The organism is Shewanella sp. 1180_01 (assembly GCF_052850535.1).
In genome coordinates this window covers 21757-46171 of record NZ_VXCT01000028.1, presented here as the reverse complement: position 1 = coordinate 46171, position 24415 = coordinate 21757, and the positions used below count along the sequence as shown (strand labels likewise).

Below are 24415 nucleotides of genomic sequence, written 5' to 3'. Positions count from 1 at the left end.
TAGATATCGTCCCCAAACACATATCCATAGCCGATATGACAGACTTGCTACAGTATTAGTATATGCTACAGTTACCCTCGCCGACCCACTGTCTAAGGCAATCTGCCTTACCTACCACTTAAGTAGTAAGTGAAAAATACAGTTTTGCAGCTTTCAGGTAAATTTGCAGTCAAGGTATAAGGAAATATCCTAGAAATAGCCCGAATATGGACAAGGAGAGCCAAAAACATGATCTGCACCACAGCCTACGAGTCGTAAAACTGTAAAAATCGGCTGCAACTTTGTTACCGACTCAGGTGACAAATGCGTTAAACCACACAAAAACCATGAAAAATGGAAAAGAACTTAGGTTCGAGGGAGCACAAAACATGAAAAAGACATTCATCTCTGCATCAGTTGCATCAGTATTGGCATTGGCTTCATTCGGTGCGCTAGCCGAAGGCCCAAGCTTCTATGGTCGTTTAGAGCTTGCTTTAACCCATACTGACACTGCTGCGACCCTACAAGGCGGCACTAACGGCATTAATACAACTAATTATGCCGATGAAAACAACGCTGGCACATACTTAGAAAACAACTTTTCTCTGTTAGGTGTAAAGGGTTCAGAAAAGATTGCTGATGGCTTTGAAGCTATCTATCAAATGGAATTCCAAGTTGAAAATACATCAACAACAGGCGATGTATTTAAAGCGCGTAATACTTATTTAGGTTTAAAAACTAACGCAGGTACTGTGTTGATAGGCCGTAACGATACAGTATTCAAACAAGCCGAAGGCGGTGTGGATATTTTCGGTAACACTAACGCCGATATCGACCGTTTAATCAGTGGCCAAACTCGTAGCGCTGATGGTATGTGGTACTACTCTCCAAAAATCGCTGGTTTAGTAACGCTGAACGCGACTTATTTGTTTGATGATAACGACACTACTGCAAAAACTTCTGAAAGCTTATATGCATTAAGCGCGACTTTAGGCGATAAAGCGTTTAAAGATCAAAACTACTACGTTGCTGTAGCCTATAACAAAGGTATTTCAGGCATTGATGCATACCGTGGTGTGGTTCAAGTTAAATTAGGCCAATTCAAAGTCGGTGGTTTATTCCAACAATCAGAAAATGTTGTGAATAACGATATCGATGGCAATACTTACTTCGTGAACGTTTCTTATGATCTGAACGGCGTAAACCTGAAAGCTGAATACGGTGTTGATGATGCAGGCTTCGGTAACTACTACAAAAACGTGAACAAATATACTGAAACCGTTAATGGCAATGTAGTGAACAGGACTACAACTGGCACTGATATCAACGTACAAAACTTCAACGTAGGTGCTGACTACCGTTTAGCTAAATCAACTATGGTATACGGCCAATATGCTATGTACCGCGGTGACCATGTTGTTGCTGGTAACAAAGTTGATCTACAAGATGACAACGTATTCTCTGTAGGCGTACGTTACGACTTCTAATCTCTTAACCAAGAGATAATTAAAAACCTACTGTAGCGATACAGTAGGTTTTTTTATGTCTCAAATCGAATGAAGGTCGAAACTCAGGCGATAGAAACAAAAAAGCCACCCAAGTAAACTCAGGTGGCTTTCATTTATGTCTTCAATGCTTTATTGCATTGAGTCCATCAAAATATTAAATGCTCGGTAATGGCTCGCCGCCGTCACCTAATTCAACGCTATCGACACGTTGTAAGCCTCTAGGCAACTTAGCGCCACGACGACCACGTTCACCACGATAATGCTCAAGATCGCTAGGCTTAAGTGTGAGTTTGCGTTTACCGGCCCACAAGGTGACTGGCGTATCACTCGGCACTAATTGTAAGTGCGTCATCAGCTCTTCACGATTCTTGGCTCTTTCCGTAGGGATGCCGATAATCTTGTTACCTTTCCCCTTAGATAATTGCGGTAAGGCCTCAAGGGAGAACAACAACATTCGACCTTCGTTCGTGATCGCTAAGAGCGACATTTCCTTAGTGCGGTCAATCAACTTAGGCGTTAACGACTTAGCGTTTGTCGGCAAACTCAGCAAGGCCTTACCCGCCTTATTGCGCGACACCATATCATTGTACGAGCAAATAAAACCGTAACCCGCGTCAGTTGCCAACAGGTAACACTGGTCTTCCTCACCCATCAAGACATGCTGCATGGTTTCGCCAGGTGCCATATTGAAGCGAGTCGTAATAGGCTCACCTTGGCTACGGGCCGATGGCAAAGTATGACTGTCGGTCGCAAATGCCCTCCCAGACGAATCAATAAACACAGCCGCCTGATTACTACGCCCTATAGCACTGCACAAATATTGGTCGCCAGACTTATAGGAGAGCGATAACGGATCGATATCATGGCCCTTAGCACAACGCACCCAGCCTTTCTCAGACAAGACAACAGTCACGGCTTCTGTCGGCGTTAACTCTTGTTCCGTTAAGGCGCGAGACTCGTTGCGCAGCACTATTGGAGAGCGACGATCATCACCGTAGGTTTCGGCATCTTGAATTAATTCTTTCTTGATCAAGGTCTTCAAGCGACGCTCTGAACCCAATAACTGCTCGAGTTTCTCGCGCTCGGCTTCAAGCTCATTCTGCTCGGCCGTGATCTTAAATTCTTCTAACTTAGCTAAATGACGTAACTTTAACTCGAGGATCGATTCGGCTTGTTTATCACTGAGTGAGAAACGGGCCATTAACTCGGCTTTAGGCTCATCGTGAAAACGAATAATCTCAATCACTTCATCAATGTTGAGGAAAGCGATCATTAACGCTTCGAGTATGTGTAACCGCGATACGACTTTATCTAAACGGTATTCCAAACGACGTTTAACCGTGTCAACGCGGAACTCTAACCACTCAGTTAATAAGGTTTTTAGCCCTTTAACCCGTGGACGACCATCGAGACCCAGCACGTTTAAGTTAACTCTAAAGCTCTTTTCTAAGTCCGTGGTAGCAAACAAATGCGCCATCAGTTGATCGCAATCGACACGATTTGAGCGCGGCACGACCACCAGCCGCACTGGGTTTTCATGATCCGACTCATCGCGTAAATCGGCCACCATAGGCAATTTCTTCGCCTGCATTTGGCCGGCGATTTGCTCTAAAATTTTACCGCTACTGGCTTGATGCGGCAGCGCAGTAATGATGATTTCACCACCATCGACTGTGTAAACCGCGCGCGCTCTTAATGACCCACGGCCCGATTCATAAATCTTTGCAATATCGGCAGACGGGGTAATGATCTCGGCTTCGGTCGGATAATCAGGCCCAGGTACAAAGGCCATCAATTGCTCGAGTTCAAGCTTAGGATCATCAAGCAATGCCACGCAGGCCGAGACTAATTCCCTGACGTTATGCGGCGGAATATCCGTCGCCATGCCCACGGCAATACCGGTAATGCCATTGAGTAAAATATGCGGTAAACGTGCCGGCAGTACTTTTGGCTCTTTTAACGTGCCATCAAAGTTAGCGCCCCACTCGACCGTGCCTTGTCCCAGCTCGCTGAGCAACACTTCTGAGAATTTAGATAAACGCGCTTCGGTGTAACGCATGGCCGCAAATGACTTGGGATCATCGGGCGCCCCCCAGTTACCTTGACCATCGACTAACGGATAGCGATAGGAGAATGGCTGCGCCATCAATACCATAGCCTCATAACAGGCGCTATCGCCGTGGGGATGGTATTTACCTAATACGTCACCGACCGTACGGGCCGACTTTTTATGCTTAGACTGAGCCGACAAACCTAACTCACTCATGGCATAGATAATTCGACGCTGTACAGGTTTAAGCCCATCGCCAATGTGTGGCAGGGCTCGGTCCATAATGACGTACATGGAATAGTTCAGATAAGCCTCTTCGGTAAAGCGCCGCAACGGCATTTGCTCTACTCCATCGAGACTTAACTTGATAGCGTCACTCATTTTCTTCTAGTTCCTGTGGTTCTTCAGTACTATCGCCCTTGTAGAACAAACGATACACGTTACCTTTTAAATCATCTGAGATGTACATAGCACCGTCGGCAGCCGATAACAGCGCAAAGGGGCGAGCGACGGGAAACTCACCGTCAAGGAAACTAACAACCGTTTCACGACTCACCACTTTTTGGTTTTCAATCTTGAGCATAACCACTTGGTAACCGACTTTACTCGAACGATTCCACGAGCCATTTTCGGCTACAAACAACTGATTATGGTACATATTTGGAAATTGACTGCCGCGATAAAACGCAAGCCCTGTGGGTGCAACATGGGCAGGTAGTTCATATACTGGTAGCGAAATTTTTAGATTTTTTGGCTTTTCATAGGCAGGCTCAACCACAGTACTGGCATGTAAGTAAGGGAAGCCATAATGACTCCCTATCACATCGACGCGGTTAATCTCATCGGGTGGCAGGTTATCCCCCATCCAATCTCGGCCTTGATCGGCAAACCATAATTTTCCGTCTATTGGTGACCAATCAAATCCACTCGCATCACGCACACCGGCCGCAATCTGCTCACTCGCGCCAGTATCGATATTGATGGCTATGATACTGCTGTAAGGCACTGGTGCTTCACAGACATTACAGGGCGCACCAATAGACACGTATAAGCGACCATCTGGACCAAAATTAATTGACCGAGAACTCTTCTTCTCAGAGTAAGGCAAGTCACTGTAGATTTCTTTGGGTCGACTCGGGCGGCGCAACCTTTGCTCAATATCAACAAAGCGCACTATCTGATTTTCAGTGGCGACATATAAGTCGCCATTGTGAAATGCAATCGCATCGGGTGATTCAAGCCCTTTGGCTATCACGTAGCGCTTATCGACACGACCATCTTGATTGCTATCGACTAAAGCATGAATAGTGCCGCTCTTATGGGAGCCGACAAATAAAGTGCCATTCGCGCCCATTGCCATTTGCTTAGCATCGCCAATATCCGAGGCATATAGCGATAAGCCAAACCCCTTAGCGACGGTAATCATGATCGATTGGGACCCCGCAAAGGCGCTATTGCAGAACAATAACGTTACACTCGCTAGGAGCGTAAAACCGGCAGAAAACACCTTTAAGCAATTATAATTATTAGTTTTAATACACAACATTGTAATTTTCTTTATGCCTATGTTTTATTGTTATCGGCAATATAGTGCACAACATTAAAGTAAAGCCATGTCACCCTTATCTTCAAGCCAGTTTTTACGGTCCGGCGAACGCTTCTTAGCGAGCAACATATCCATCAAAGCATCAGTCTCTTCGATATCATCTATGGTCAACTGTACTAAACGACGGGTGTTCGGATCCATCGTTGTTTCACGAAGTTGTAAAGGATTCATCTCACCCAAGCCTTTAAAGCGGGTGACTTGTACCTTACCCTTTTTATTCTCAGCGGCAATGCGATCTAAAATCCCCGCTCTTTCGGCCTCATCTAAGGCGTAATACACCTCTTTGCCGATATCGATACGAAACAACGGCGGCATGGCAATATACACATGCCCCTGTTCAACCAAGATACGGTAATGCTTCAAAAATAGCGCGCATAACAAGGTAGCAATGTGCAATCCGTCGGAGTCAGCATCCGCAAGGATACAAATCTTGCCATAACGCAGTTCAGAGATATCACTGCTATCGGGATCGCAACCAATTGCGACCGAAATATCATGGACTTCCTGCGAGGCTAACACTTGTGAAGCATCGACTTCCCAAGTGTTTAAGATTTTGCCACGCAGCGGCATAATGGCTTGAAACTCGCGATCGCGGGCCTGTTTCGCACTACCGCCCGCAGAATCCCCTTCCACGAGGAATAACTCTCCGCGCATCGGATCTTGGCCACTACAGTCCGTTAGCTTACCCGGTAGTGCAGGCCCTGAAGTCACCTTTTTACGGGCGACTTTTTTAGCGGCCTTTAACCGACTCTGGGCGTTATTAATGCACATTTCGGCTAACGATTCAGCGAGTTCAGTATTGGAGTTCAACCAAAGTGAAAAGGCATCACGCACTACGCCAGACACAAATGCAGCGCATTGGCGGCTCGAAAGCTTTTCTTTGGTTTGGCCAGCAAACTGCGGTTCTTGCATCTTCACCGACAATATAAATGCGGCGCGATCCCAAATGTCTTCGGGTGAAAGTTTAATGCCACGAGGAATTAAGTTTCTGAACTCACAAAATTCACGCATTGACTCCAATAAGCCTTGGCGGAAACCATTCACATGGGTACCACCGAGCGGAGTCGGAATTAAGTTAACATAACTCTCGCCAATAGATTCACCGCCTTCAGGCAGCCAAGTAATCGCCCAATCAGCGGCTTCTAGCTGGCCCTTAAAACAGCCGACAAACGGCTCATCTGGCAACCTTAAATTGTCGCCAATCGCCGCCTTCAAATAATCAGTTAGGCCGCTTTCATAGAACCATTCATGGACTTCATTTGTCTGTTTGTTGGTGAATTTAATCCGTAAGCCTGGGCACAGTACCGCTTTGGCCCGCAGCAGATAAATCAATTTTGAATTTGAGAAGTTAGCCGAATCAAAATAGCTGGCGTCGGGCCAAAAATGCACTCGGGTCCCAGTATTGCGACGACCACAAGTTCCCGTTGGGCGTAACTCTTCAACCTTAAAGCCATTTTCAAATGCGATATCATACACTTGGCCATCACGGCGAACTGTCACTTCAACACGGCGCGACAGCGCGTTAACGACAGAAATCCCCACGCCATGCAAACCGCCAGAGAACTGGTAGTTTTTATTCGAAAATTTACCGCCAGCATGTAATTTGGTCAGGATTAACTCGACCCCAGGAATGCCTTCTTCAGGGTGGATATCCACCGGCATACCACGGCCATCATCGGTGACTTCGAGGGAGTTATCTGTATGTAGAACAACTTCAATTTTGGTCGCGTGGCCCGCTAATGCTTCATCGACACTGTTGTCTATGACCTCTTGGCCCAAATGGTTCGGTCTGGAGGTGTCGGTATACATACCTGGACGGCGTTTAACAGGATCGAGTCCGTTGAGAACTTCAATGGCGTCAGAGGTGTATTGATTCGTCATAGGGCACGCTATAGGTTGTTATATCCGGCCATGTTGCGGCTCGGCATGTCTGTTTGTCAAGGTAAGTGTAAAAATTGGCTTACAGTTTGCAGATGCGATTCGTAGCCAACAAAACTGTGATCGCCTCCCGCTTCAATTCGCAATTGGCAGTGATGGTACTTATTGACCGCTTCGCGATAATCCAGCACTTCATCACCCGTCTGCAATAATACCAAAAAACGATCCGGATTGCGGATAACAGCCGTATTAAATTCAGCAACTTCCCGCTTATGCTCGGGCACGACAAGATAATGCTGTTCGGTATAGGGATTAAATTGCGGCCCCATAAACTCATCAAACAATTCAAAGGGTTTTACCGCTGGATTGACTAACACAGCTTTGCCGCCATAATTTTCGGCTAAATAGCTGGCAAAATATCCGCCTAACGATGAGCCTATGTAAGCTAATGGCTCTTTGGCATCGAGAGCCGCCTCAACATAAGTGGTTAACAGCGCCATGGCAGCCTTGGGTGTATTGGGCAATTGAGGCTGATGAAAGGTCACACTCGGGTGATGCTGCGCCATGTACTTAGCCGTTATCACAGCTTTATCTGAAAATGGTGAGCTATTAAATCCGTGAATATAAAGCAGCATATTTCCTCAGGCTGCGGTTATTCGCGTTAATAACCGCTAGAGTTGTTGTCGGGGGAAAAATGGTTACCCGGTACGCGATACACTTTAGTGTTGATGCTACCATCGGCTTTCAACTCCAGCAAACGATAACCCGGTTGGACGCTATCCAAGGCAAAATAAGGCGATAACGGCTTAAATTGAATACAAGTGGAAGGCGTCGCCATCAGCTGCATGCTGCCATGGGGCCCGTTGTGGTGGGTGTCGATACATTGGTGCACATGGCCCCAGAGCAATCCTTTGACCTGCGGATACTTTGCCACTCGCGCAATAAACTCAGCGCCATTGTCCATGCAGTGCTGATCCAGCCAAGTACAATTCACAACGATGGGATTGTGGTGCATCACCAATAAAGTGTGACATTCGGGATGTGCGGCAATGGCTTCGTCAATTAATTCGAACTGAGTCTCGGCCATATTGCCGCCGGGCTTTCCCCGCACGGTTGAATCCAACATGAGGATTTGCCAGTTTCCCGCCAGAATACGCTGCTGCCCAAAAATCTGTTCACCCTGCATGTGCAGATACATGATCCGCGGATCATCATGATTTCCTGGAAGATAATGGCAAGGTAAACCAACAGGCGTGACTGCTTTCACGAATTGCTGATAGGACTCAGCCGAGTAGTCTTGACTTAAGTCACCCGTGGCAAGCATCAAATGAGCGGGATAGTCCACAGCTCTAATTGTATTTAATACGGCATCAAAACTCTTGCCAGTATTGACTCCTAATAGCTGAGCTTCAGGATCAGCAAAAAGATGCGGATCTGTGACTTGCACGATACGCACGCTTTCCCCTTCAGCTATGGAGTAAGAGACAGCCTCTTTCAGCACATTGAATACCCAATTCTAAGACTGGCAAACGACACTATGGTGGTAACCAATCTTTAATAACTCTTCCAGGAATGCATTCACCTGGTACTTTTCATCACTTTGATACATACGGACATTGGGATAATCATACACTGGGCGTAATTGGTAAATCTGTTGACCAGTTAACACTTCTGCTAATTTAGCATCGTGATAAATTCTCACTAACACCTTGGGAGTATTGACAAACTCCTTGATTGCGATGGGACGAGATATCTCAACTAATTGAGTATATTTGGTATTTCCTAAAATTCGTACTACTAATATACCAAACTCACCTTCGAGTCGCCATGACTCACCGATAGCTATCTCTAACGGTAACCATTTCAACATGTAACCATAATTTCGCCCGCACAGTGCTAGAAAATCACTGACGTTAGGTTTATAGCGCTGTTTTAGACTCGAAGTAGCCAAATTCATCCCAACTTAAACCAGTTGTTGATAGTTTAATTGTAACCATTGTAATCCAATGACGGTCGACGCATTATCGATCTCGCCCGCAACCACACTATTATAAGCTTGCTCGCGGCTCATGACATGCAATCGAATATCTTCGTGCTCTTCAGCTAATCCATGCAATCCACGGGCGTCGTTCGAATCAACATCGGCCCAATAGAAATAGAAACGTTCTGTGCTGCCACCCGGGCTGGCAAGATAACTATTCACGCTGTGCATTTGCTTAGCAACTAAGCCTGTTTCTTCCATTAATTCGCGGTGCGCAACGTCCAGAGGCGTTTCTTCGGGCGCAATCATACCCGCGACCAACTCGAGAAGCCAAGGAGATTTAGTGGTTGCTAATGCAGGAAAACGTACCTGTTCGATGAGTACCACTTTATCTTGTCTGGCATCATAGGGCAGAACGACCACGGCATGACCCCGTTCAAACACTTCGCGGGTAACAGGTTTGCTCCAGCCGCCAGCGAATAATTTATGTTTGAAAGTGTATTCGTCCATTGAGAAAAATCCTTGGTACAGGGATTTTTTTTCTAAGATCTCAATATCCGTTTGCGAAAAAACAGGGGGTTTCATACTCTATCCTTAAAAGTTGAATTTGCGCTTATAATCAAGGCAATTTGAGCACATTTTTAAAATAAAATCTGTTACACTTCGAATTTGACTTGAAAGTGTCAGAGTTCTTAGACTCTAGGTCATTAAGTTTTAGCTGTATCGGGAAGCGTCGGGAAGCGCAAACCGCCTTGGTAAAGGCATTACTTAGTCTAAACGAAGTTAAAATATTCCTCCGTGGGGGGATTTTGTCTAATAAGGACAGCAAATGAAATTTAAGATCCATAATTTATGCGCAGCATTAACACTTGCGGCTTCCGCTTCAGCGGTGCAAGCAGATGATTTGTTGCAAATTTATCAACAAGCACTGACCAGCGACCCGCTCGTATTGCAAGCCCAAGCCCAGCGTAATGGTTTGTTTGAACAAATCGAACAAAACCGTGCACCGCTGTTGCCAACCATTAGTGCAAACGTCGGTTACGACAAAGCTTGGAATGATCCGAAGGATGATTCAAGTGGTCTAGTAGGTAGCCTGAAATTAAATCAAGTTATCTATGATCATAGTGCTTGGGTCGGTTTAAGCCTTGCTGAGAAAGCCGCTTCTCAAGCTGATTCTGCCTATGCTTCAGCATTACAAAACCTGATTACTCGTATCACTACAGCCTATTTCAACGTATTAACGGCGAAAGACAACTACGAGTTCCAAGGTGCAGAAAAACGCGCGATCGAACGTCAACTTGAACAAACTAAACAACGTTTTGCTGTGGGTTTAACCGCAATTACCGATGTGCATGAAGCCCAAGCTCAATATGACTTAGCCTCAGCCACTGAAATTTTAGCTGAAAACACACTCGCTAATAGCTATGAAGCCTTACGTGAAATCACTGGCATCGATCACAAGACAATCAACGTGTTAGATACCAACCGTTTCTCGGCCGTTACGCCAGCGCCAACGTCGTCAAACGAATGGTTGAAGATTGCTGAAACCAATAGCGTCGATTTGATGACTCAACGTATCGGTAAAGATATCGCTCAAGAAACCATTAAGCTTTATCAAGCAGGCCACATGCCTTCTTTAAGTTTGAATGCAGGTTACAACAAAGGTCTTGAGCAAAAAACCGGTAATATCAATGAGCCTGACTTTGATAACGTCAGTGTCGGTGTCAACTTAAGCATTCCGATTTTCGAAGGCTTTAAAGTGAGCTCACAGGTTAATCAAGCGCAATTTCAATATGTTGAAGCGAGTGAAAAACTTGAGCAAGTTTACCGCGGTGTAGTGAAAAACGTCCGTAATAACTACAACAACGTAGGCGCATCTATCAGCTCAATCAAAGCCTATGAGCAATCGGTTATTTCATCAGAAAGTGCACTGAAAGCCACTCAAGCGGGTTTCGAAGTCGGTACGCGTACTATCGTTGACGTATTGAACCGTACTCGTGACTTGTACGATTCAAAACGTAAGCTATCAGATGCACGTTATAGCTACATCAACTCGGTCATTGCCTTGAAGCAAGCAGCGGGTACATTGAATGAAGATGACGTGATTGCCATCAACAATGGCTTAATTGCAGAGTAATCTCACTCTCGGTTCTCAGCTATAAAAGTTGTCAGATAAAAAAACCGCCGATAGGCGGTTTTTTTATACTCAAACGCTAAATCAACAGATTAGAAGTTGATTTCAACACCTGCGAAGTAACCTTTAAATTTAGTATCGGCACTCACACCCGAGAAGTTACTCACGTCGAATAAAAACTCACGGTAGCCTACACGTACACGGGTATCGACAGCCAAACCATCGAACTGCCAACCTAAACCAATCGCATAGTCGTGAACGCTTGATTCATTTACGCCCTGCATCAAATCAGCAAAACCGTATAAACCTAAGCCTGGCATGCCCACATGCGTACTGGCATAACCCATTACAATGCCGCTATCGACATCTTTCTCTTCAGGGTGACCAGGATCTTGCACGCGCAGTGAGCCATTCATTAACTTGTAAGCAGCACCGAGATCTAATGACACTATGTCGTTATCTAATATTTCGTAATACAGCACAAAATCTGTGTTGCTCAGATCGGTATAAGCAGTCACATTACCTTTAAAATCATGACCATTGAAGTTGAAATCAGCACCTGACATGCTGCCTTTCTGATCTAAGCTATTTTCACGGATTTTAATATTAGGAACAAATGGCAATGGATGCTCAACCGCAATCCAGTAGCTACCTTGAGCCGATGAACTGTAATCAAATGTTTGCTGTGGTTGGCCTTTATCGGCAAAAGTACCGCTAGTATCGGCGCGCCAGTAGTCACCGCCAATTGTGAAACCGACCACAGTGGCCGCTTGGGCTGATGTGGCCATGCATAATCCTAATACCGCACTGGCGAGGAGAGTTTTTTTCATAATTAACCTTGAGATAGCAAGTTCGTTAAATCAATCACCGCGGCATTCGCACGGGATACATAGTTAGCCATAACCAATGAATGATTAGCGACTAAGCCAAAACCGCTGCCATTAAGCACAACAGGGCTCCAGACAGTTTGCTGAGTCGCCTCCAGTTCACGAATGATCTGTCTTAGGCTCACTTCAGCATTTTTCTTCTTTAAGACGTCGGCAAAATCAACTTCAACGGCGCGCATAAAGTTCAGCAAGGCCCATGAAGCACCACGACTCTCATAGAAAACATCATCAATTTTCCACCAGCTGGTTTTCACCTGATGGCTTGCCAAGTTAGGCGTGGATTGACGCGCCGCATTATCGCCGGCTAAATCGGTATTTAAACGCTCTTGGCCAACACTGGCCGATAAACGTTGTGACATGCTACCCAGACGCTTCTGCACTTCTTTCAACCATTCATTGAGGTTGTCGGCGCGGGCATAAAACTGTGCATCTTGATTGTTAGGGTCCATCATGCGAGCACGGTACAGCTTCAGCAATTTAATGGCATCGCGGTATTCGCTTTCAGCACTTGGCACTAACCAGCTCGTGTGATCGATATTGAGCTTAGATTGGGCTTCGCCTAAATCTTTATCCGCTGCCGATTGTGACTGCGAGCGACTAAACTCTTTACGCATAATTAAGGCTAAATCGCGGGCTTGTTCTAATGCGCCGTATTCAAATGCGGGCATGTTATCCATAAAGATGGAAGGTGGCATCACATCGTTTGATAACCAACCGCCTTGCTTATCCAGTAATGTTTCGACCGTGAGGATCAGCGAAGTGGTGGTTGCGTATCCGACCACATTTTTATCGGTAGCCGTCAATTGTTGAGGATTGATAGGATCGGGCTCGATACTCCACCACACACTCAGGCCATAACCGATTAATACTAAAAATAAACCGACACCGGTAACTTTTTTCCATGTAATTTGCATCAAGCGACTCCTTAATGATGGTGATGATGCTCTTGCTCTGCGGCGTTTTCTGCTTCTTTACTAACAGGCAGCGTAATCGCCATTTTCTCGCCATCGTCAAACTCTAATTGCAGTTCAACTTGCTGCTCTAACACCAATGGCGCTTTTAAACCTAGCAACATGACGTGATCCCCTGACGGCGTTAACGTTAATGCGCCATGGGATGGGATATCAAAACCTTCAACATGGCGCATCTTCACCATGCCTTGGTCTTCGATAATAGTGTGTAATTGGGCATCCTTTGCCACTGTAGTACTGACGCCGATAAGACGAACCGCTTTATCTGTGTGGTTTTCAAGCGTAAAGTAAGCGGCAGTATTTGGTACTGTCTCAGGCATGGCGCGTACATGACCTTCGGTCACTATCACGCTCGCCAACGCTGAAAATGATGCACAAGATAAAACTAGACAATTAAACAGCTGTTTGAATATTGGTTTCAATGTCTTAAACTCCATGTCTACCCAATGTCGTCGTAAAGGAAACAACCCATGAGTCATATACAGGTTCAGGATGATCAGGGCGTACGTATTATCAGCTTTAATCGCCCCGATAAACGCAATGCACTTGATCTTAATATGTATAAACAACTGACAGAATACCTGATCGAAGGTGAAGCAGACAACGACATTCGTGCCTTTATGCTCCATGGCCAAGATAATTGCTTCACCTCAGGCAATGATGTTGCAGACTTTTTGAAAAATAGTGACTTAGGGCCAAATCACCCCGCTGTACGTTTCCTATTTTGCCTGCTGGAACTCAAAAAACCGCTGGTTGCCGCCGTTTCTGGCGCCGCCGTCGGCATTGGCACTACCGTACTACTGCATTGCGATCTGGTATATGCCGATAATACGGCGAAGTTTCAACTGCCCTTCGTCAACTTGGCACTAGTGCCAGAAGCGGGTGCTAGCCTACTGTTACCTGAACTCGTGGGTTATCAAAAAGCGGCAGAGCTATTGCTACTCGGCGAAAGTTTTAATGCCGAGACGGCCCACAGACTCAATATGATCAACGAAATTGTGGCCCATGAAGATCTACTCAGTTATGCATTGTCTCAGGCTAAAAAGTTGGCAAATCAACCGCCACAAGCCCTACAAATCACACGTCAATTAATGCGTCCGCATAAAAATCGTGTACAACACCAAATGCATCAAGAATTAGAACAATTTAGCGCTAGGCTAAAAAGTGATGAAGCCAAGAGCAGATTTCAGGCTTTTTTGAAGAAGTAGTCTGCAAGCAGTATGCACATACATGTCGCATGAGGGTCAAAGTGCCCTCTTGTTGATAGGGTTAACACCCTATTTTTTTTTAAAAATTCTTTCAATTTTTCAATCAAGACAAGCCTCAAATATAAGTATCACTGCGGGCTTAAACGGGTCTTTTCCATTGATCAACTAACAGTGCTAAAACAAAGTAAATCAACAAACTCACGCCAGGCATAAATACCGTCGCGCCAGCCCACACCACTCGAGTCCAAAAGCAAGACCAACCAAATTTCCATGCCATACCAGCGGCAACACCACACACTAATCGCTCTGGGCTCTCCATACGTGCTTTTACTCGTTTCATCTCAAACCTCGACTCAATTGATTGTAATTTATTTATCACTATGCCACTGAAACCAGCAAATAATGCCTGAAAACAACGCAAGACTAATTACAGGTAACAGTAGCAAAGTCATTAAAGGTGCTACAAACCACATAAGCAGATCCCCTACTTAGCGCTATATTCATCGGCACTTGCCGACTCACCTTCATTCTCAGCGCTTAAGCCAAGTTGACTGTTGAAGTCATAAATACTTTCAGCGAGCTGTGTTTGCAATGACATCACAAACTCACGCTTAGCACTGACTAACATTTCTTGTGTTTGGGTAGTTAGCGTTTGCTCAATGGTTCCGACAACATCCGATATTGGCGCGGCTTCTGCGTGTACTGCAACGCTACCGACTAACGCACCTAATAACACACTCATTTGTACTGATTTTTTAATGGTTAACGTAAACATGATGGCATCCCTTTCGATTAATTAACTTGACGAAAGGAGTATTACAAACTGCGTGCCAACTTATAAAAGTATTCTTAAGATTATGATTTTAATCATTTAAAAAAACTTTATGTGGATAAGATGAGATATAGGGATGGATTGAAAAATAACAAGTGGTGAAAAATACTACTCAAATTAGTAAATTTCACCATCTTTTAAGTCGAGTGGAATTACTCTACAACTTCAGCCTGAATATTCTGAAAAGCCTGCTTTACCACTTCTATCCCAGCGCCGTTTTTATGGGCATTTTCGCTCAAATAACGACGCCACGCACGGGCACCCGGTAAGCCTTGGAATAACCCGATCATATGGCGAGTAATATGATTAAGTCGCCCACCCGACAGCAAATGTGCTTCGATATAAGGCAACATAGCCTCAATCACATCCTCACGGCTGATCACCTCCTTTTGGCTGCCACATAGAATTTGATCTACCTGCGCCAGAATATAAGGATTCTGATAGGCCTCACGCCCCATCATCACGCCATCAAGCTGCGCTAAATGGAGTTGCGCTTGCTCAAGTGTGGTGACGCCGCCATTAATGCCAATATTAAGTGTGGGATAATCGCGCTTGAGTTGATATACACGCTCATAATCGAGCGGCGGGATCTCGCGATTCTCTTTCGGACTCAAACCTTGAAGCCAAGCCTTACGGGCATGAATAGTAAAATCCGTACACCCTTTTGCACTGACCACATCGATAAACTGGGTTAAAAACGCATAACTGTCTTGTTCATCAATCCCGATACGTGTCTTAACAGTCACAGGAATATCAACCACTTGCTTCATGGCATCAACGCACTCAGCCACTAATTCAGGTTCAGCCATCAAACACGCGCCAAAGCGACCATTCTGCACTCGATCGGAAGGACAACCCACATTGAGGTTCACTTCATCGTAGCCACGCTCAGCCGCGAGTTTAGCGCAACGCGCCAAATCGACAGGATTAGAGCCACCTAACTGCAACGCCAAAGGATGTTCTTCTTGGTTATACGCCAAGTAGTCACCACGACCATGCAATATCGCCCCAGTCGTCACCATTTCCGTATACAACAAAGCATTAGCCGACATCAAACGCGCAAAATAACGGTAATGACGATCAGTCCAATCCAGCATGGGCGCAATGGAAAAGGTTCTATCGAGGGTTTTAGGCGCTAAACCTTGGTGTTGCTGGGTTTTATCTAAATTCATTACAATCCGAAAAGTTAATATTTTTGCTAATTTTTGTACGTTTTTGCATGTTTTGCATTGCTCGGGGAACCTATAGTGATCCACAATGGATTGGACTGAGGGGTTCGGGGAACCAAAAAACATGGCATCTTATAGCATTCAAAAACGTGAAAAAGCCGACGGTACTGTGCGGCATCGCTGCCTAGTTCGTGTAAAGAAAAACGGCAAAATATTATACACGGAGCAACGTACCTTTACCAAATATGCCGCTGCCGAGGCATGGGGTAAAGATCGGGTGATTGATATTGAGTCAAACGGGTTTGCTACTGAGGATACGGCTCCTATTACATTGGGCAGCATCATCAGCAAAGCCCTGACAGATGAAAACATCGACAGCAGCATTGGTCGTTCGAAGCGCTTTTGTTTACGGCTGTTATCGGATTGCGATATTGCTAAATTGAATCTGACTGATATTAAGCCGCACCACATCATCGATCACTGTAAATTGCGACGCAGCGCAGGCACAGGGCCATCTACCATTGCAGTTGATGTAAGCGTGATCCGATGGCTGCTACGAATCGCTAAATCAAACTTTGGGCATGAGGTTTCACAAATTTCGGTTATTGAGGCTTACGATGCACTGTATAGCCAAGACTTGATCGCTAAATCGGGCAAGCGTTCGCGCAGACCAACCACGGATGAGATTGAGAGGTTAAAAGTTGGATTAGCTGCAAGAGCAGATCAACGAGCTGCGCATATTCCTTATATTGATTTGCTGGATTTCTCGATACTGAGTTGCATGCGTATTGGTGAGGTATGCCGGATAACATGGGACGATGTAGATGAGGCACAAAAAGCCGTGATCGTTCGTGACCGTAAGGACCCGCGCAAAAAAGCAGGCAACCACATGTTGGTACCGCTGTTGGGTGGGGCGTGGGAGATACTGCAAAAGCAGCCTAGGAATGATGCGCGGGTTTTCCCCTATAACGAGCGCAGCGTTACCGCAGGGTTTCAGCGGGTGCGTAACGAATTAGGAATTGAAGATTTACGCTATCACGACCTAAGGCGTGAAGGTGCAAGCCGGTTGTTTGAGAAGGGTTATAGCATTGATGAAGTGGCGCAAGTGACAGGGCATAGGAATATTAATACTCTGTGGCAAGTGTATACCGAGCTATTTCCGAAGCGGTTGCATGATAAGGATGTTTAAACCTCTATCTCCACAAATGGCAAATCGGGTGCTGTTCCTAGCACCCTGCCGTCTTGTACGTAGATGTGATCGCCAACCGTTCCTGAGCCAATCGCGCGGATTGTGTGACCGCTGGCACTGCTGGCGGTGACAGTGCCATCGGCGTTTACGGCATTAATGGTCATGATCTGCCGAGGTTGCACCAAGGCCGTTTGCAGTTGTTTAAGCATCATTTATCCAAAGTATTATGTTGCTTTCTATTGATTTAGTTAAAACCACTTCTCAACATTTTTGAAATTAACCTGCAAAGCAGTGAAATTAGCGTCCCCACCAACTTAAATATAGTTCATTAATTTTAAACAAAAAAACCAGCCATTTGGCTGGTTTTTTATATGATTAAGAGTTAACTATTTGATACGCAACGATGTGCTGTAGGCCATTCTTCTCTTATGCCGTAACAGCTAAGTGCACGAGGGTCATCCTTCAATGCAACTTTAAGAGCTTCAATTTTTGTACTAAAAATTTCAGATTTGGCTGTATTATTTGCGTGTCTACGAAGAACTTCACTAATCGCTTGAGTAAGTTTTTCTTTATTAATCATATCTATGCCCTCATTGTGGCTGCTTATTACATGCAGGTATCCGCTCTACGGATAGCTCACCTCTAAAAGGTGTTAGCTGTAAATATGTCGGCTTTCAAGTTTAACACTTTAAAAATAAGCGCTAAATCTATATAAATCAGCACTTTAGAGAACGTTGTGACAATTCTCTATACATGCTTAGTGTAGCAGTCTGGAAGCAGATGCTATATAAATAACCAATAAAAAACAATTCTTTCAGCAGCTTTTTTATTAAGTGGTTGATTTTATTAAATTACAGGATTTCTCTTTCTATGTAGAAAGCTGGTATACCTTTATAAACATCTTCAGTATACGTGAACCCTGCCGCCTTTAAAATAGGAGAATCTCGATCACCAGGATTCATAAAAGCGATTAATTTTATAGGCCCTATACTCTTATCATATTCCTCAAGGAATATTGCAAAATTATTTAAAGACTCTAGAAAAATTATCGGCCATGCTTCAACTAAGCCTATATCTGCCTTTTCACTAATTTCAGCGTGGTGTATCAGAAACTTATCACCATCAAAGACTCCTGACAAGTAGCCAATAGGTTGCTTCCCGTAATAGGCAACCAGCCTTAATGGCAGCCCAACACCTGAAGTCATGTGTAGTGGCAAGTAGGACTCTGGATTTGTAAAGAAATGTCCAGCTCTATAAAATGCTGAGAAATCAGGCAAAACATCCTTATGATATAGTGTGGAAAGAGCAAGTCGCTCTTGAAAAGAATGCTCAGAAGCAATTAATGTTGTTTGAACATTGAAAAATTGATTCTGTAATTCTAAAAATGAATTTTGGTCCAGCTGTTCCATACTCAATCGCCCTATTCATGAATGTGCCATTACTTGTTACAATATATTGGGACACTTTTTTTGATTTCAATGAATAATGTTAACTTTTATTTAAAACTGAAAGTGCCTAATAGTAGACAAAGTACATACTAGCTAAGCGATTGAGCGGATCACTGTAATAGATTGTTCGATATCGATATCACCGCGATCACTGACGCTAGCGCGGATGCTCCAACTGTCACACGTTCCTTTAAAGACTTCGGCACCTTCGCGGATACCAATCAACATGCCAGGTGTTGCGGGTGGCAAATCAACCATAACGGGCAAGGATAGCGTGACGTTGAGCTTGTCGCCTGTATCAGCTAGTGCATTGGTGCCAGCGATGCGCGCCGCTTGATTATCTACGATCAGCTGAGCGCTAATGTCAGCTGCGGGGATATTGCCCGCGCTGCCGGTGCGTTTAACCTTAGCGCTAATCCCCTGTTGTTCACCACGCAACCACACCACATCACACAACGGATTGCGGGAGACTGATTCGCTGTAATTGGTGATCACAGCATCGTGCACTGTTAGGTCCGGTACCGCAGTTGCCATTTCCCATGGCACGGTTGGCCAGCGGGGAATGATCGTCAATTTACGGGTGGCATCATCCGCTAAGATCATGCAGCCCAATTGGCTTGCTGCTTCGTTAATCGCGTCAATCGGTGACTTGTTACCCACGCTGAACGCGCCTGCTGGTACGCTAAAATCTGGTATCCCGCTTAGCTCTGCAGTCCAGCCTGTGTTTTGCAACAGATCACCGATAATACCACCAAGGCTGCGCAAGACAGTGTTGGTGTAGCTGATAGGCAAACGATAAGGCGATGACAACTCAGCAGCGCGTGATCGACCTGTGCTGCTGTGGGTTTCAATACCAAAGGCTTTACTGGCGCTTGGCTGCTCGGCAATGGCATAAAACTCATAACCGTTGATGGTGATCAACAACAGCTCATTATGGGCGCGCTGCGCATCGATACGACTTGAGAACTCAAGGCTAACCGACCTCGCCCACTGTCCACGGCTTTGGCTAATGCTCACGCTGGTGATCACAATCGGTAAACTGTCTGATACTCGCACGCATGTGATCGTTGGCTGCATTAAGTAGTACCTGCGGATTTGTGGTTCAATCGGGATTTTAAAATCGATATTAGGTAACGGTGGATTAGCATCAATGAGGCCGCCGCCATCGTCCCAGTAGCAATAGTTCGGTGAGGCCGTGAACCGTAAAACAATCGGGTTTGGTTGTGTAGATAATGGCTCATTGAATCGAAGCGTGACCTTGCCAACAGGTGGGCGGTACTTGGTAGAGCAAACCCAGCGCGGTTCGTGGAAGCCCCATTTAATCGACTTTTCATCATCGACAACAATGCCACGGTACTGAATCATCAACGAGCTTTCTTGTTCTTGACCATCTATCCATGCAACTGCAGTGTGCAACTGGTACGCGGCAATATCCAGCCAGTTGATTGAGGATTGTATTAGATGCTCATCGGGCACAACCCAGTTAACGCTTAATGTGATTTGGTGATCGATTGGCAGCGACCAATTAATACTGATATTTGTTTGGGTCTCTATATTTAATAACCAATTGATTGATAATACTGAATCGTTTGCAATGTTAGATAACCATGGTATTTCTATTACAATTTCATCTGCGTTGTAATTCACCCACGGTGATTCAATTTTAGATTCAATATTATTTGAAAACTCAGCCAACAATAACGCTTGTTCAACTGCATCGAGTGTAAACCAACTGAATCCACACTCTATACCAAATGAATTATCAACAACAATTTGTGCGTCAATAAACCTGATTGTTATCGGGCTGACTGCATTTAACCAAGGTGTATCAAACCGTAGTGTTATCGCTGTCATATTGCGTTCGCATTAATATTTTCAGCACGTATACCATCAACAAATTTGCAATTGTATACATGGTTGTCGTCCAAAATACCAATCAATAACGTATCGTTCACTGCATGGCTATACGGTACAGTAAATGATGTAATAGGGTTAACAACTTTAAACATGTAATATAAATCACCTGTATTTCGGTGCATCAATACCACCCTTTCAGCATCTATGTCAGTGTCTACAGTAACCCGTGCTTGCATACTTATAGGTGCTTTCACAATAATATCTACAAGTTGCTTAATCATACCATGTACCTGTTTTAATCCATTGTTGGGGTGAGTTATACGACCTCAATAGAACCCATATCACACCTGATTGTGTAAGTTCTTTAGGCCAGTTTATAGCCCTATAACCTGCAAATGATGATGTGTATAAACCGGGAATATGCCCCCTACAAAACGGTGATTCAACACTTGTATTTTGTGCAATTACACCATATATAGGTGTTGGTGACATTACATGATTTATACCTAACAACTCTGCATCACCATTTGGTGCCGCCGAGTTTTTATAAAAATTTGATTTTTCAAAACTATACATGGCATTGGAATTACTACCGTCACTATTGTATAACTGTGTTGCCAATGTAGTATTGTTACTGGTGATACCATCGTTTGCAGTAACATCACCATTTGTACCGCTACTACTTGCAATCGTAAAATTACAAGCATCATTTACAACCGATGATTCAATGTCACCTATAAAATAAACCTGAGTGTCAAAACCATACCCCTGTAAACCATTTAGCAAGTTGGTTGTATAATGCAGTATTAAATAAAACCCCCTACTAGTCCCTATTATTTCCCAACCCTTTGTACTTGAGGAAGATATTAAAGCTCTAGCCCATAACGGTTTAATGAAAGTGTCAATTGATGTCATTGACAGAGCACATTTCATCATCATTGTTTTAGATGCAACATTATTACCGTCTATTGAATAAAACTTTACATAACCACCACTACCACCATCGATAATTGAATTACGAAACGCAGCACTATAAACACCTATATTTTCGAATTCTAATGTCCAACCAAGTGGGGATTTTGAACCATAACCCTCAACCAATACTTTTTTTAAAATATTAATCCATTCCGATGGTGTGCCATTAGTTAATTGCGGTGCACCTGCGTCTGTATAACGATAAACAGTTACTGGTAATCCCATTTCATACCTCTATTAAGATTCGTTGCCACGGAACGCCAGCACTGCGCGGTCGGTGGTGATTTGACTGTGACCGCTTCGCACTGTACGTAGTAACATTACAGGTTTACTCGCGGCATAGCTTTCAAAACGGATTGCTTCACCCGTGTTCCAACCACCTCCGAATGCACCTGAACGGATTATAAAATATGGTAGTAGCGTTAGCGGGTTGACAGGTGCGAAATCGTTTAATAGGTCACCTGTCGCAATCTGACCTAGGCGACGACCAACACAACGAAATGCTGTTGTAGTTGTGAATATCAATACCCAATCTTCATTCACAGCAGTGTCGTTGCGTACCTCGATGGGGAAATCAACTGTATTCATGTTGCCAGTGGCGGGTGCACCATCGAGGTCCCAATTGTTAGCCCATGCCGTCATATCTCGTACCGTGCCGATGCGGGCCTGTAAGTCACCTAAATTTTGCACACTCGATACATTGGCACCAATGGGATAGCTTTGGCTTAGAGGGGCAGCTAGGATTAAGGCTCGCTCTTGTACGTCTGTTACTAGCGCAATTTCGCCAATAGTATCGGTGAGAATGAATGGCGCAGTGAAGCCCGTAAAATCGCTATTGATAGTGACAGCACCTGTCGCTTTAACCCATGTGTAATGGGCATTAGCCAGCGTCCAAAGTGATTTGCCATCAGCATCGGTAATATCAACAAAGCGCGCATTGGCGCGAGCGTTGTATGTTTGGGCTGGCGCTGGGCTGCTCAATACCTGTATTTCAGTATGTTGCACCGAAATCGTGTTCCATGCGGTGAATGCATTCACCAAACCGCCGTTCTTAATCCGCAATGGATTAAGGCCATACAGTTCTGGTGGCGGTGATAGTGTGACGGTTTCTGAAATGTCATAGCGCAGCGTGCTTAAATACACGCGCTGAGTAAAAGTGAGCGATACGGCCCCATTGTTGATTGTTCCACTAACGCCTGAACCCGATACAACACCATTGCTATCAGCACTGGCGCTGAGCACCGTATCTGAAGTGGTAGACACGGTAAGATAAAATGTATCGAGAATCGGCTCATTCGATTTGAGAATAAACTCAACAGTTAAATCACCTGGTGGAGTCACTTCACCTGGTACTGTTTCAACCACCATACAGTTATAGGTGTAAGTGAAATCTCCCCTGAAATCAGGGTTTTTAGTAAGCATACCTGTAGTAGCGTCAATCTGAGCAATGATATTGCCATTGGGTTCGACCAGTGATGCGTTAACACCAGATTTACCTGGCCCCATTTTAATGGCGCTTTTACCGTAGGTTGGATTTAAAAATGTAACTTCACCATACAGTCGATTATCGACCATGACTCTATTCGCAGGGAATGATGCTGGGGTGTAGTAAATATCGTATTTATCATCACTTATGTAATTGATACCGATACTGTAACCAACTGGTGGGGTATACCCAGTGAATATAACGGTGACAGTCATACCTGTAACAGTGACACTGGCATTTTGAGGCCACGCGCCAGTATATTTCACATTTTGAATACCATTATCGTTGAACCAGTTTGATATCAATAAATCAGGTAATTCAAAAATATACGTGCTTTGCCCTGAAACGGATGGCAGCGATACCGTTTTATAATACATTGAAGGCAGGCTGCTAATGCCGCCCACTATGCCACCCTGCGAATCCGATACACCATCAAGTGCATTACCTGCACTCACTGAAATCGTTTTGACCTTCGGTAATAGCTCGACTTTAGTTGACTCGACAGCTAAAACCTCAGTAGTTGCTAATGCTGTTAATTGAGTGACACCATGATATTTAATGCCATCATTACTGCTGGTATAGCGCAATTTAGTGCAGCCTGATTCACCGTTGATTGTTATATCGTAGTTAGGCGTATCAAACGGTATTGCAGGTTTAAATTGCACCAGTCCACCAGTGCCACCAGTAACTGTTTTTTGAATTTGGCAAAAATGTTCGAATCGAGGATATAGCGCATTCTCGGCACCTGGGTACTCAACAGATATGACAATAGTTTGACCTTGCACAAGGGTTATATTTTCATAAAAATCAACACCATTGAATTGATATACGCTCTGCAAATATGGCCTAGGAAATGTATCCTGACCAGCAAGTAGCCCAATCAGTCGATTGCGGATCAACTGGCCAGCACGAACGGATGATTCCAGAATCTCAACCATATCTGTCATGCGGTCGGCGTCATCTAATGTAGCGGCCTCTGCGATCAACAAACTGACCATCTCATCGGTTGGCTTTTGGCTGATAAACACATGACCGTCGAGCAAAATTGATGTGTCATGGGTATCGAGTGCAGGGTAACACTTCACAATATCAACCGCTGATTGCGCGTGATCTATGTCTGAAATGGCGCGAAACAGTTCGTTTAGCTTGCCAGACTCAACCGCCAGCTTGGTACGTTGTCCACCCGCATCATCGCTTGAGCCCAATTGCTCGGGTTTAAATACTTTTAAATCTAAACGGGAAATAGTCATAAATGGC

The 24415-nt window shown here is 44.7% G+C and carries 24 protein-coding genes; 4 read left to right on the top strand and 20 right to left on the bottom strand.

Annotated elements, in window-relative coordinates; genetic code table 11:
* Positions 1-368 precede the first annotated feature (368 nt).
* Positions 369-1466, top strand: a complete 1098-nt coding sequence (locus tag FW758_RS14845; RefSeq protein WP_446445791.1) for a porin — start codon at positions 369-371, stop codon at positions 1464-1466.
* Between the two features lie 175 nt (positions 1467-1641).
* On the opposite strand, the gene parC is transcribed toward FW758_RS14845, so the two are convergent.
* The 7 genes from parC to nudF are packed head-to-tail and all read right to left on the bottom strand — an operon-like array spanning position 1642 to position 9587.
* A complete protein-coding gene (gene parC / locus FW758_RS14840) occupies positions 1642-3918 on the bottom strand; it encodes a DNA topoisomerase IV subunit A (protein WP_006083020.1) in 2277 nt (758 codons plus the stop codon).
* Positions 3911-5083, bottom strand: coding sequence for a PQQ-dependent sugar dehydrogenase (locus FW758_RS14835; RefSeq protein WP_432358243.1), 1173 nt, complete (start codon positions 5081-5083; stop codon positions 3911-3913). Before FW758_RS14835 ends, parC begins: the two co-directional genes overlap by 8 nt.
* A 54-nt stretch (positions 5084-5137) precedes the next feature.
* Positions 5138-7024 carry a DNA topoisomerase IV subunit B gene (gene parE, locus FW758_RS14830; protein ID WP_006083022.1) on the bottom strand — a complete coding sequence of 629 codons (1887 nt, stop codon included), beginning with the start codon at positions 7022-7024 and terminating at the stop codon, positions 5138-5140.
* A 56-nt stretch (positions 7025-7080) separates the two neighbouring features.
* Entirely contained in the window at positions 7081-7656 is a 576-nt protein-coding gene (locus FW758_RS14825; protein ID WP_432358240.1) for a YqiA/YcfP family alpha/beta fold hydrolase, read from the bottom strand.
* A 26-nt stretch (positions 7657-7682) separates the two neighbouring features.
* Positions 7683-8522, bottom strand: a complete 840-nt coding sequence (gene cpdA / locus FW758_RS14820; protein ID WP_006083024.1) for a 3',5'-cyclic-AMP phosphodiesterase — start codon at positions 8520-8522, stop codon at positions 7683-7685.
* A 15-nt stretch (positions 8523-8537) separates the two neighbouring features.
* Positions 8538-8978 (bottom strand): DUF1249 domain-containing protein, encoded by a 441-nt coding sequence (locus tag FW758_RS14815; protein WP_446445790.1) that lies wholly within the window; start codon positions 8976-8978, stop codon positions 8538-8540.
* A 6-nt stretch (positions 8979-8984) separates the two neighbouring features.
* Positions 8985-9587: an ADP-ribose diphosphatase gene (gene nudF / locus FW758_RS14810; protein ID WP_006086045.1), complete on the bottom strand. Its 603-nt coding sequence runs from the start codon at positions 9585-9587 to the stop codon at positions 8985-8987.
* Positions 9588-9831: 244 nt separating this feature from the next.
* Between nudF and tolC the strand changes: the two genes are divergently transcribed.
* Positions 9832-11139, top strand: coding sequence for an outer membrane channel protein TolC (gene tolC, locus FW758_RS14805; RefSeq protein ID WP_006086047.1), 1308 nt, complete (start codon positions 9832-9834; stop codon positions 11137-11139).
* Positions 11140-11228: 89 nt separating this feature from the next.
* Here tolC and FW758_RS14800 read toward each other — a convergent pair whose 3' ends face one another.
* The 3 genes from FW758_RS14800 to FW758_RS14790 are packed head-to-tail and all read right to left on the bottom strand — an operon-like array spanning position 11229 to position 13431.
* Complete coding sequence (locus FW758_RS14800) at positions 11229-11966, bottom strand: TIGR04219 family outer membrane beta-barrel protein (RefSeq protein ID WP_006083028.1); 738 nt, start codon at positions 11964-11966, stop codon at positions 11229-11231.
* A 2-nt stretch (positions 11967-11968) separates the two neighbouring features.
* The gene (locus FW758_RS14795; RefSeq protein ID WP_006083029.1) at positions 11969-12937 is read right to left on the bottom strand and encodes a DUF2333 family protein; all 969 of its coding nucleotides are present in this window, start codon (positions 12935-12937) and stop codon (positions 11969-11971) included.
* An 11-nt stretch (positions 12938-12948) separates the two neighbouring features.
* Positions 12949-13431, bottom strand: coding sequence for a copper chaperone PCu(A)C (locus FW758_RS14790; RefSeq protein ID WP_006083030.1), 483 nt, complete (start codon positions 13429-13431; stop codon positions 12949-12951).
* A 33-nt stretch (positions 13432-13464) separates the two neighbouring features.
* On the opposite strand from FW758_RS14790, the gene FW758_RS14785 reads away from it, so the two are divergent.
* Complete coding sequence (locus tag FW758_RS14785; RefSeq protein ID WP_006083031.1) at positions 13465-14202, top strand: enoyl-CoA hydratase; 738 nt, start codon at positions 13465-13467, stop codon at positions 14200-14202.
* Positions 14203-14341: 139 nt separating this feature from the next.
* On the opposite strand, the gene FW758_RS14780 is transcribed toward FW758_RS14785, so the two are convergent.
* The 3 genes from FW758_RS14780 to dusA form a co-directional block, all read right to left on the bottom strand.
* Positions 14342-14542, bottom strand: a complete 201-nt coding sequence (locus FW758_RS14780) for a PspC domain-containing protein (protein ID WP_006083032.1) — start codon at positions 14540-14542, stop codon at positions 14342-14344.
* A gap of 144 nt (positions 14543-14686) precedes the next feature.
* On the bottom strand, positions 14687-14977 hold the full coding sequence (locus tag FW758_RS14775) for a hypothetical protein (protein WP_006086053.1): 291 nt from the start codon (positions 14975-14977) through the stop codon (positions 14687-14689).
* Positions 14978-15186: 209 nt separating this feature from the next.
* Positions 15187-16206: a tRNA dihydrouridine(20/20a) synthase DusA gene (gene dusA / locus FW758_RS14770; RefSeq protein WP_446445789.1), complete on the bottom strand. Its 1020-nt coding sequence runs from the start codon at positions 16204-16206 to the stop codon at positions 15187-15189.
* Between the two features lie 121 nt (positions 16207-16327).
* Between dusA and FW758_RS14765 the strand changes: the two genes are divergently transcribed.
* Positions 16328-17392, top strand: a complete 1065-nt coding sequence (locus tag FW758_RS14765; protein WP_012088299.1) for a tyrosine-type recombinase/integrase — start codon at positions 16328-16330, stop codon at positions 17390-17392.
* On the opposite strand, the gene FW758_RS14760 is transcribed toward FW758_RS14765, so the two are convergent.
* The 7 genes from FW758_RS14760 to FW758_RS14730 all read right to left on the bottom strand — a co-directional run bounded on the left by FW758_RS14760 (position 17389) and on the right by FW758_RS14730 (position 24408).
* The gene (locus tag FW758_RS14760; protein ID WP_446445805.1) at positions 17389-17601 is read right to left on the bottom strand and encodes a hypothetical protein; all 213 of its coding nucleotides are present in this window, start codon (positions 17599-17601) and stop codon (positions 17389-17391) included. The genes FW758_RS14765 and FW758_RS14760 overlap by 4 nt on opposite strands.
* A gap of 173 nt (positions 17602-17774) precedes the next feature.
* Positions 17775-17972, bottom strand: coding sequence for a hypothetical protein (locus tag FW758_RS14755; RefSeq protein ID WP_446445788.1), 198 nt, complete (start codon positions 17970-17972; stop codon positions 17775-17777).
* 271 nt (positions 17973-18243) lie between these two features.
* Positions 18244-18801 (bottom strand): hypothetical protein, encoded by a 558-nt coding sequence (locus tag FW758_RS14750; protein ID WP_446445787.1) that lies wholly within the window; start codon positions 18799-18801, stop codon positions 18244-18246.
* Positions 18802-18933: 132 nt separating this feature from the next.
* Positions 18934-20694 (bottom strand): hypothetical protein, encoded by a 1761-nt coding sequence (locus FW758_RS14745; RefSeq protein WP_446445786.1) that lies wholly within the window; start codon positions 20692-20694, stop codon positions 18934-18936.
* Positions 20691-20978, bottom strand: a complete 288-nt coding sequence (locus FW758_RS14740) for a hypothetical protein (protein WP_446445785.1) — start codon at positions 20976-20978, stop codon at positions 20691-20693. The genes FW758_RS14745 and FW758_RS14740 overlap by 4 nt, the downstream gene beginning before the upstream one ends.
* Entirely contained in the window at positions 20971-21897 is a 927-nt protein-coding gene (locus tag FW758_RS14735; protein WP_446445784.1) for a hypothetical protein, read from the bottom strand. The genes FW758_RS14740 and FW758_RS14735 overlap by 8 nt, the downstream gene beginning before the upstream one ends.
* Positions 21898-21909: 12 nt before the next feature.
* Positions 21910-24408, bottom strand: coding sequence for a hypothetical protein (locus FW758_RS14730; protein WP_446445783.1), 2499 nt, complete (start codon positions 24406-24408; stop codon positions 21910-21912).
* Positions 24409-24415: the final 7 nt, after the last annotated feature.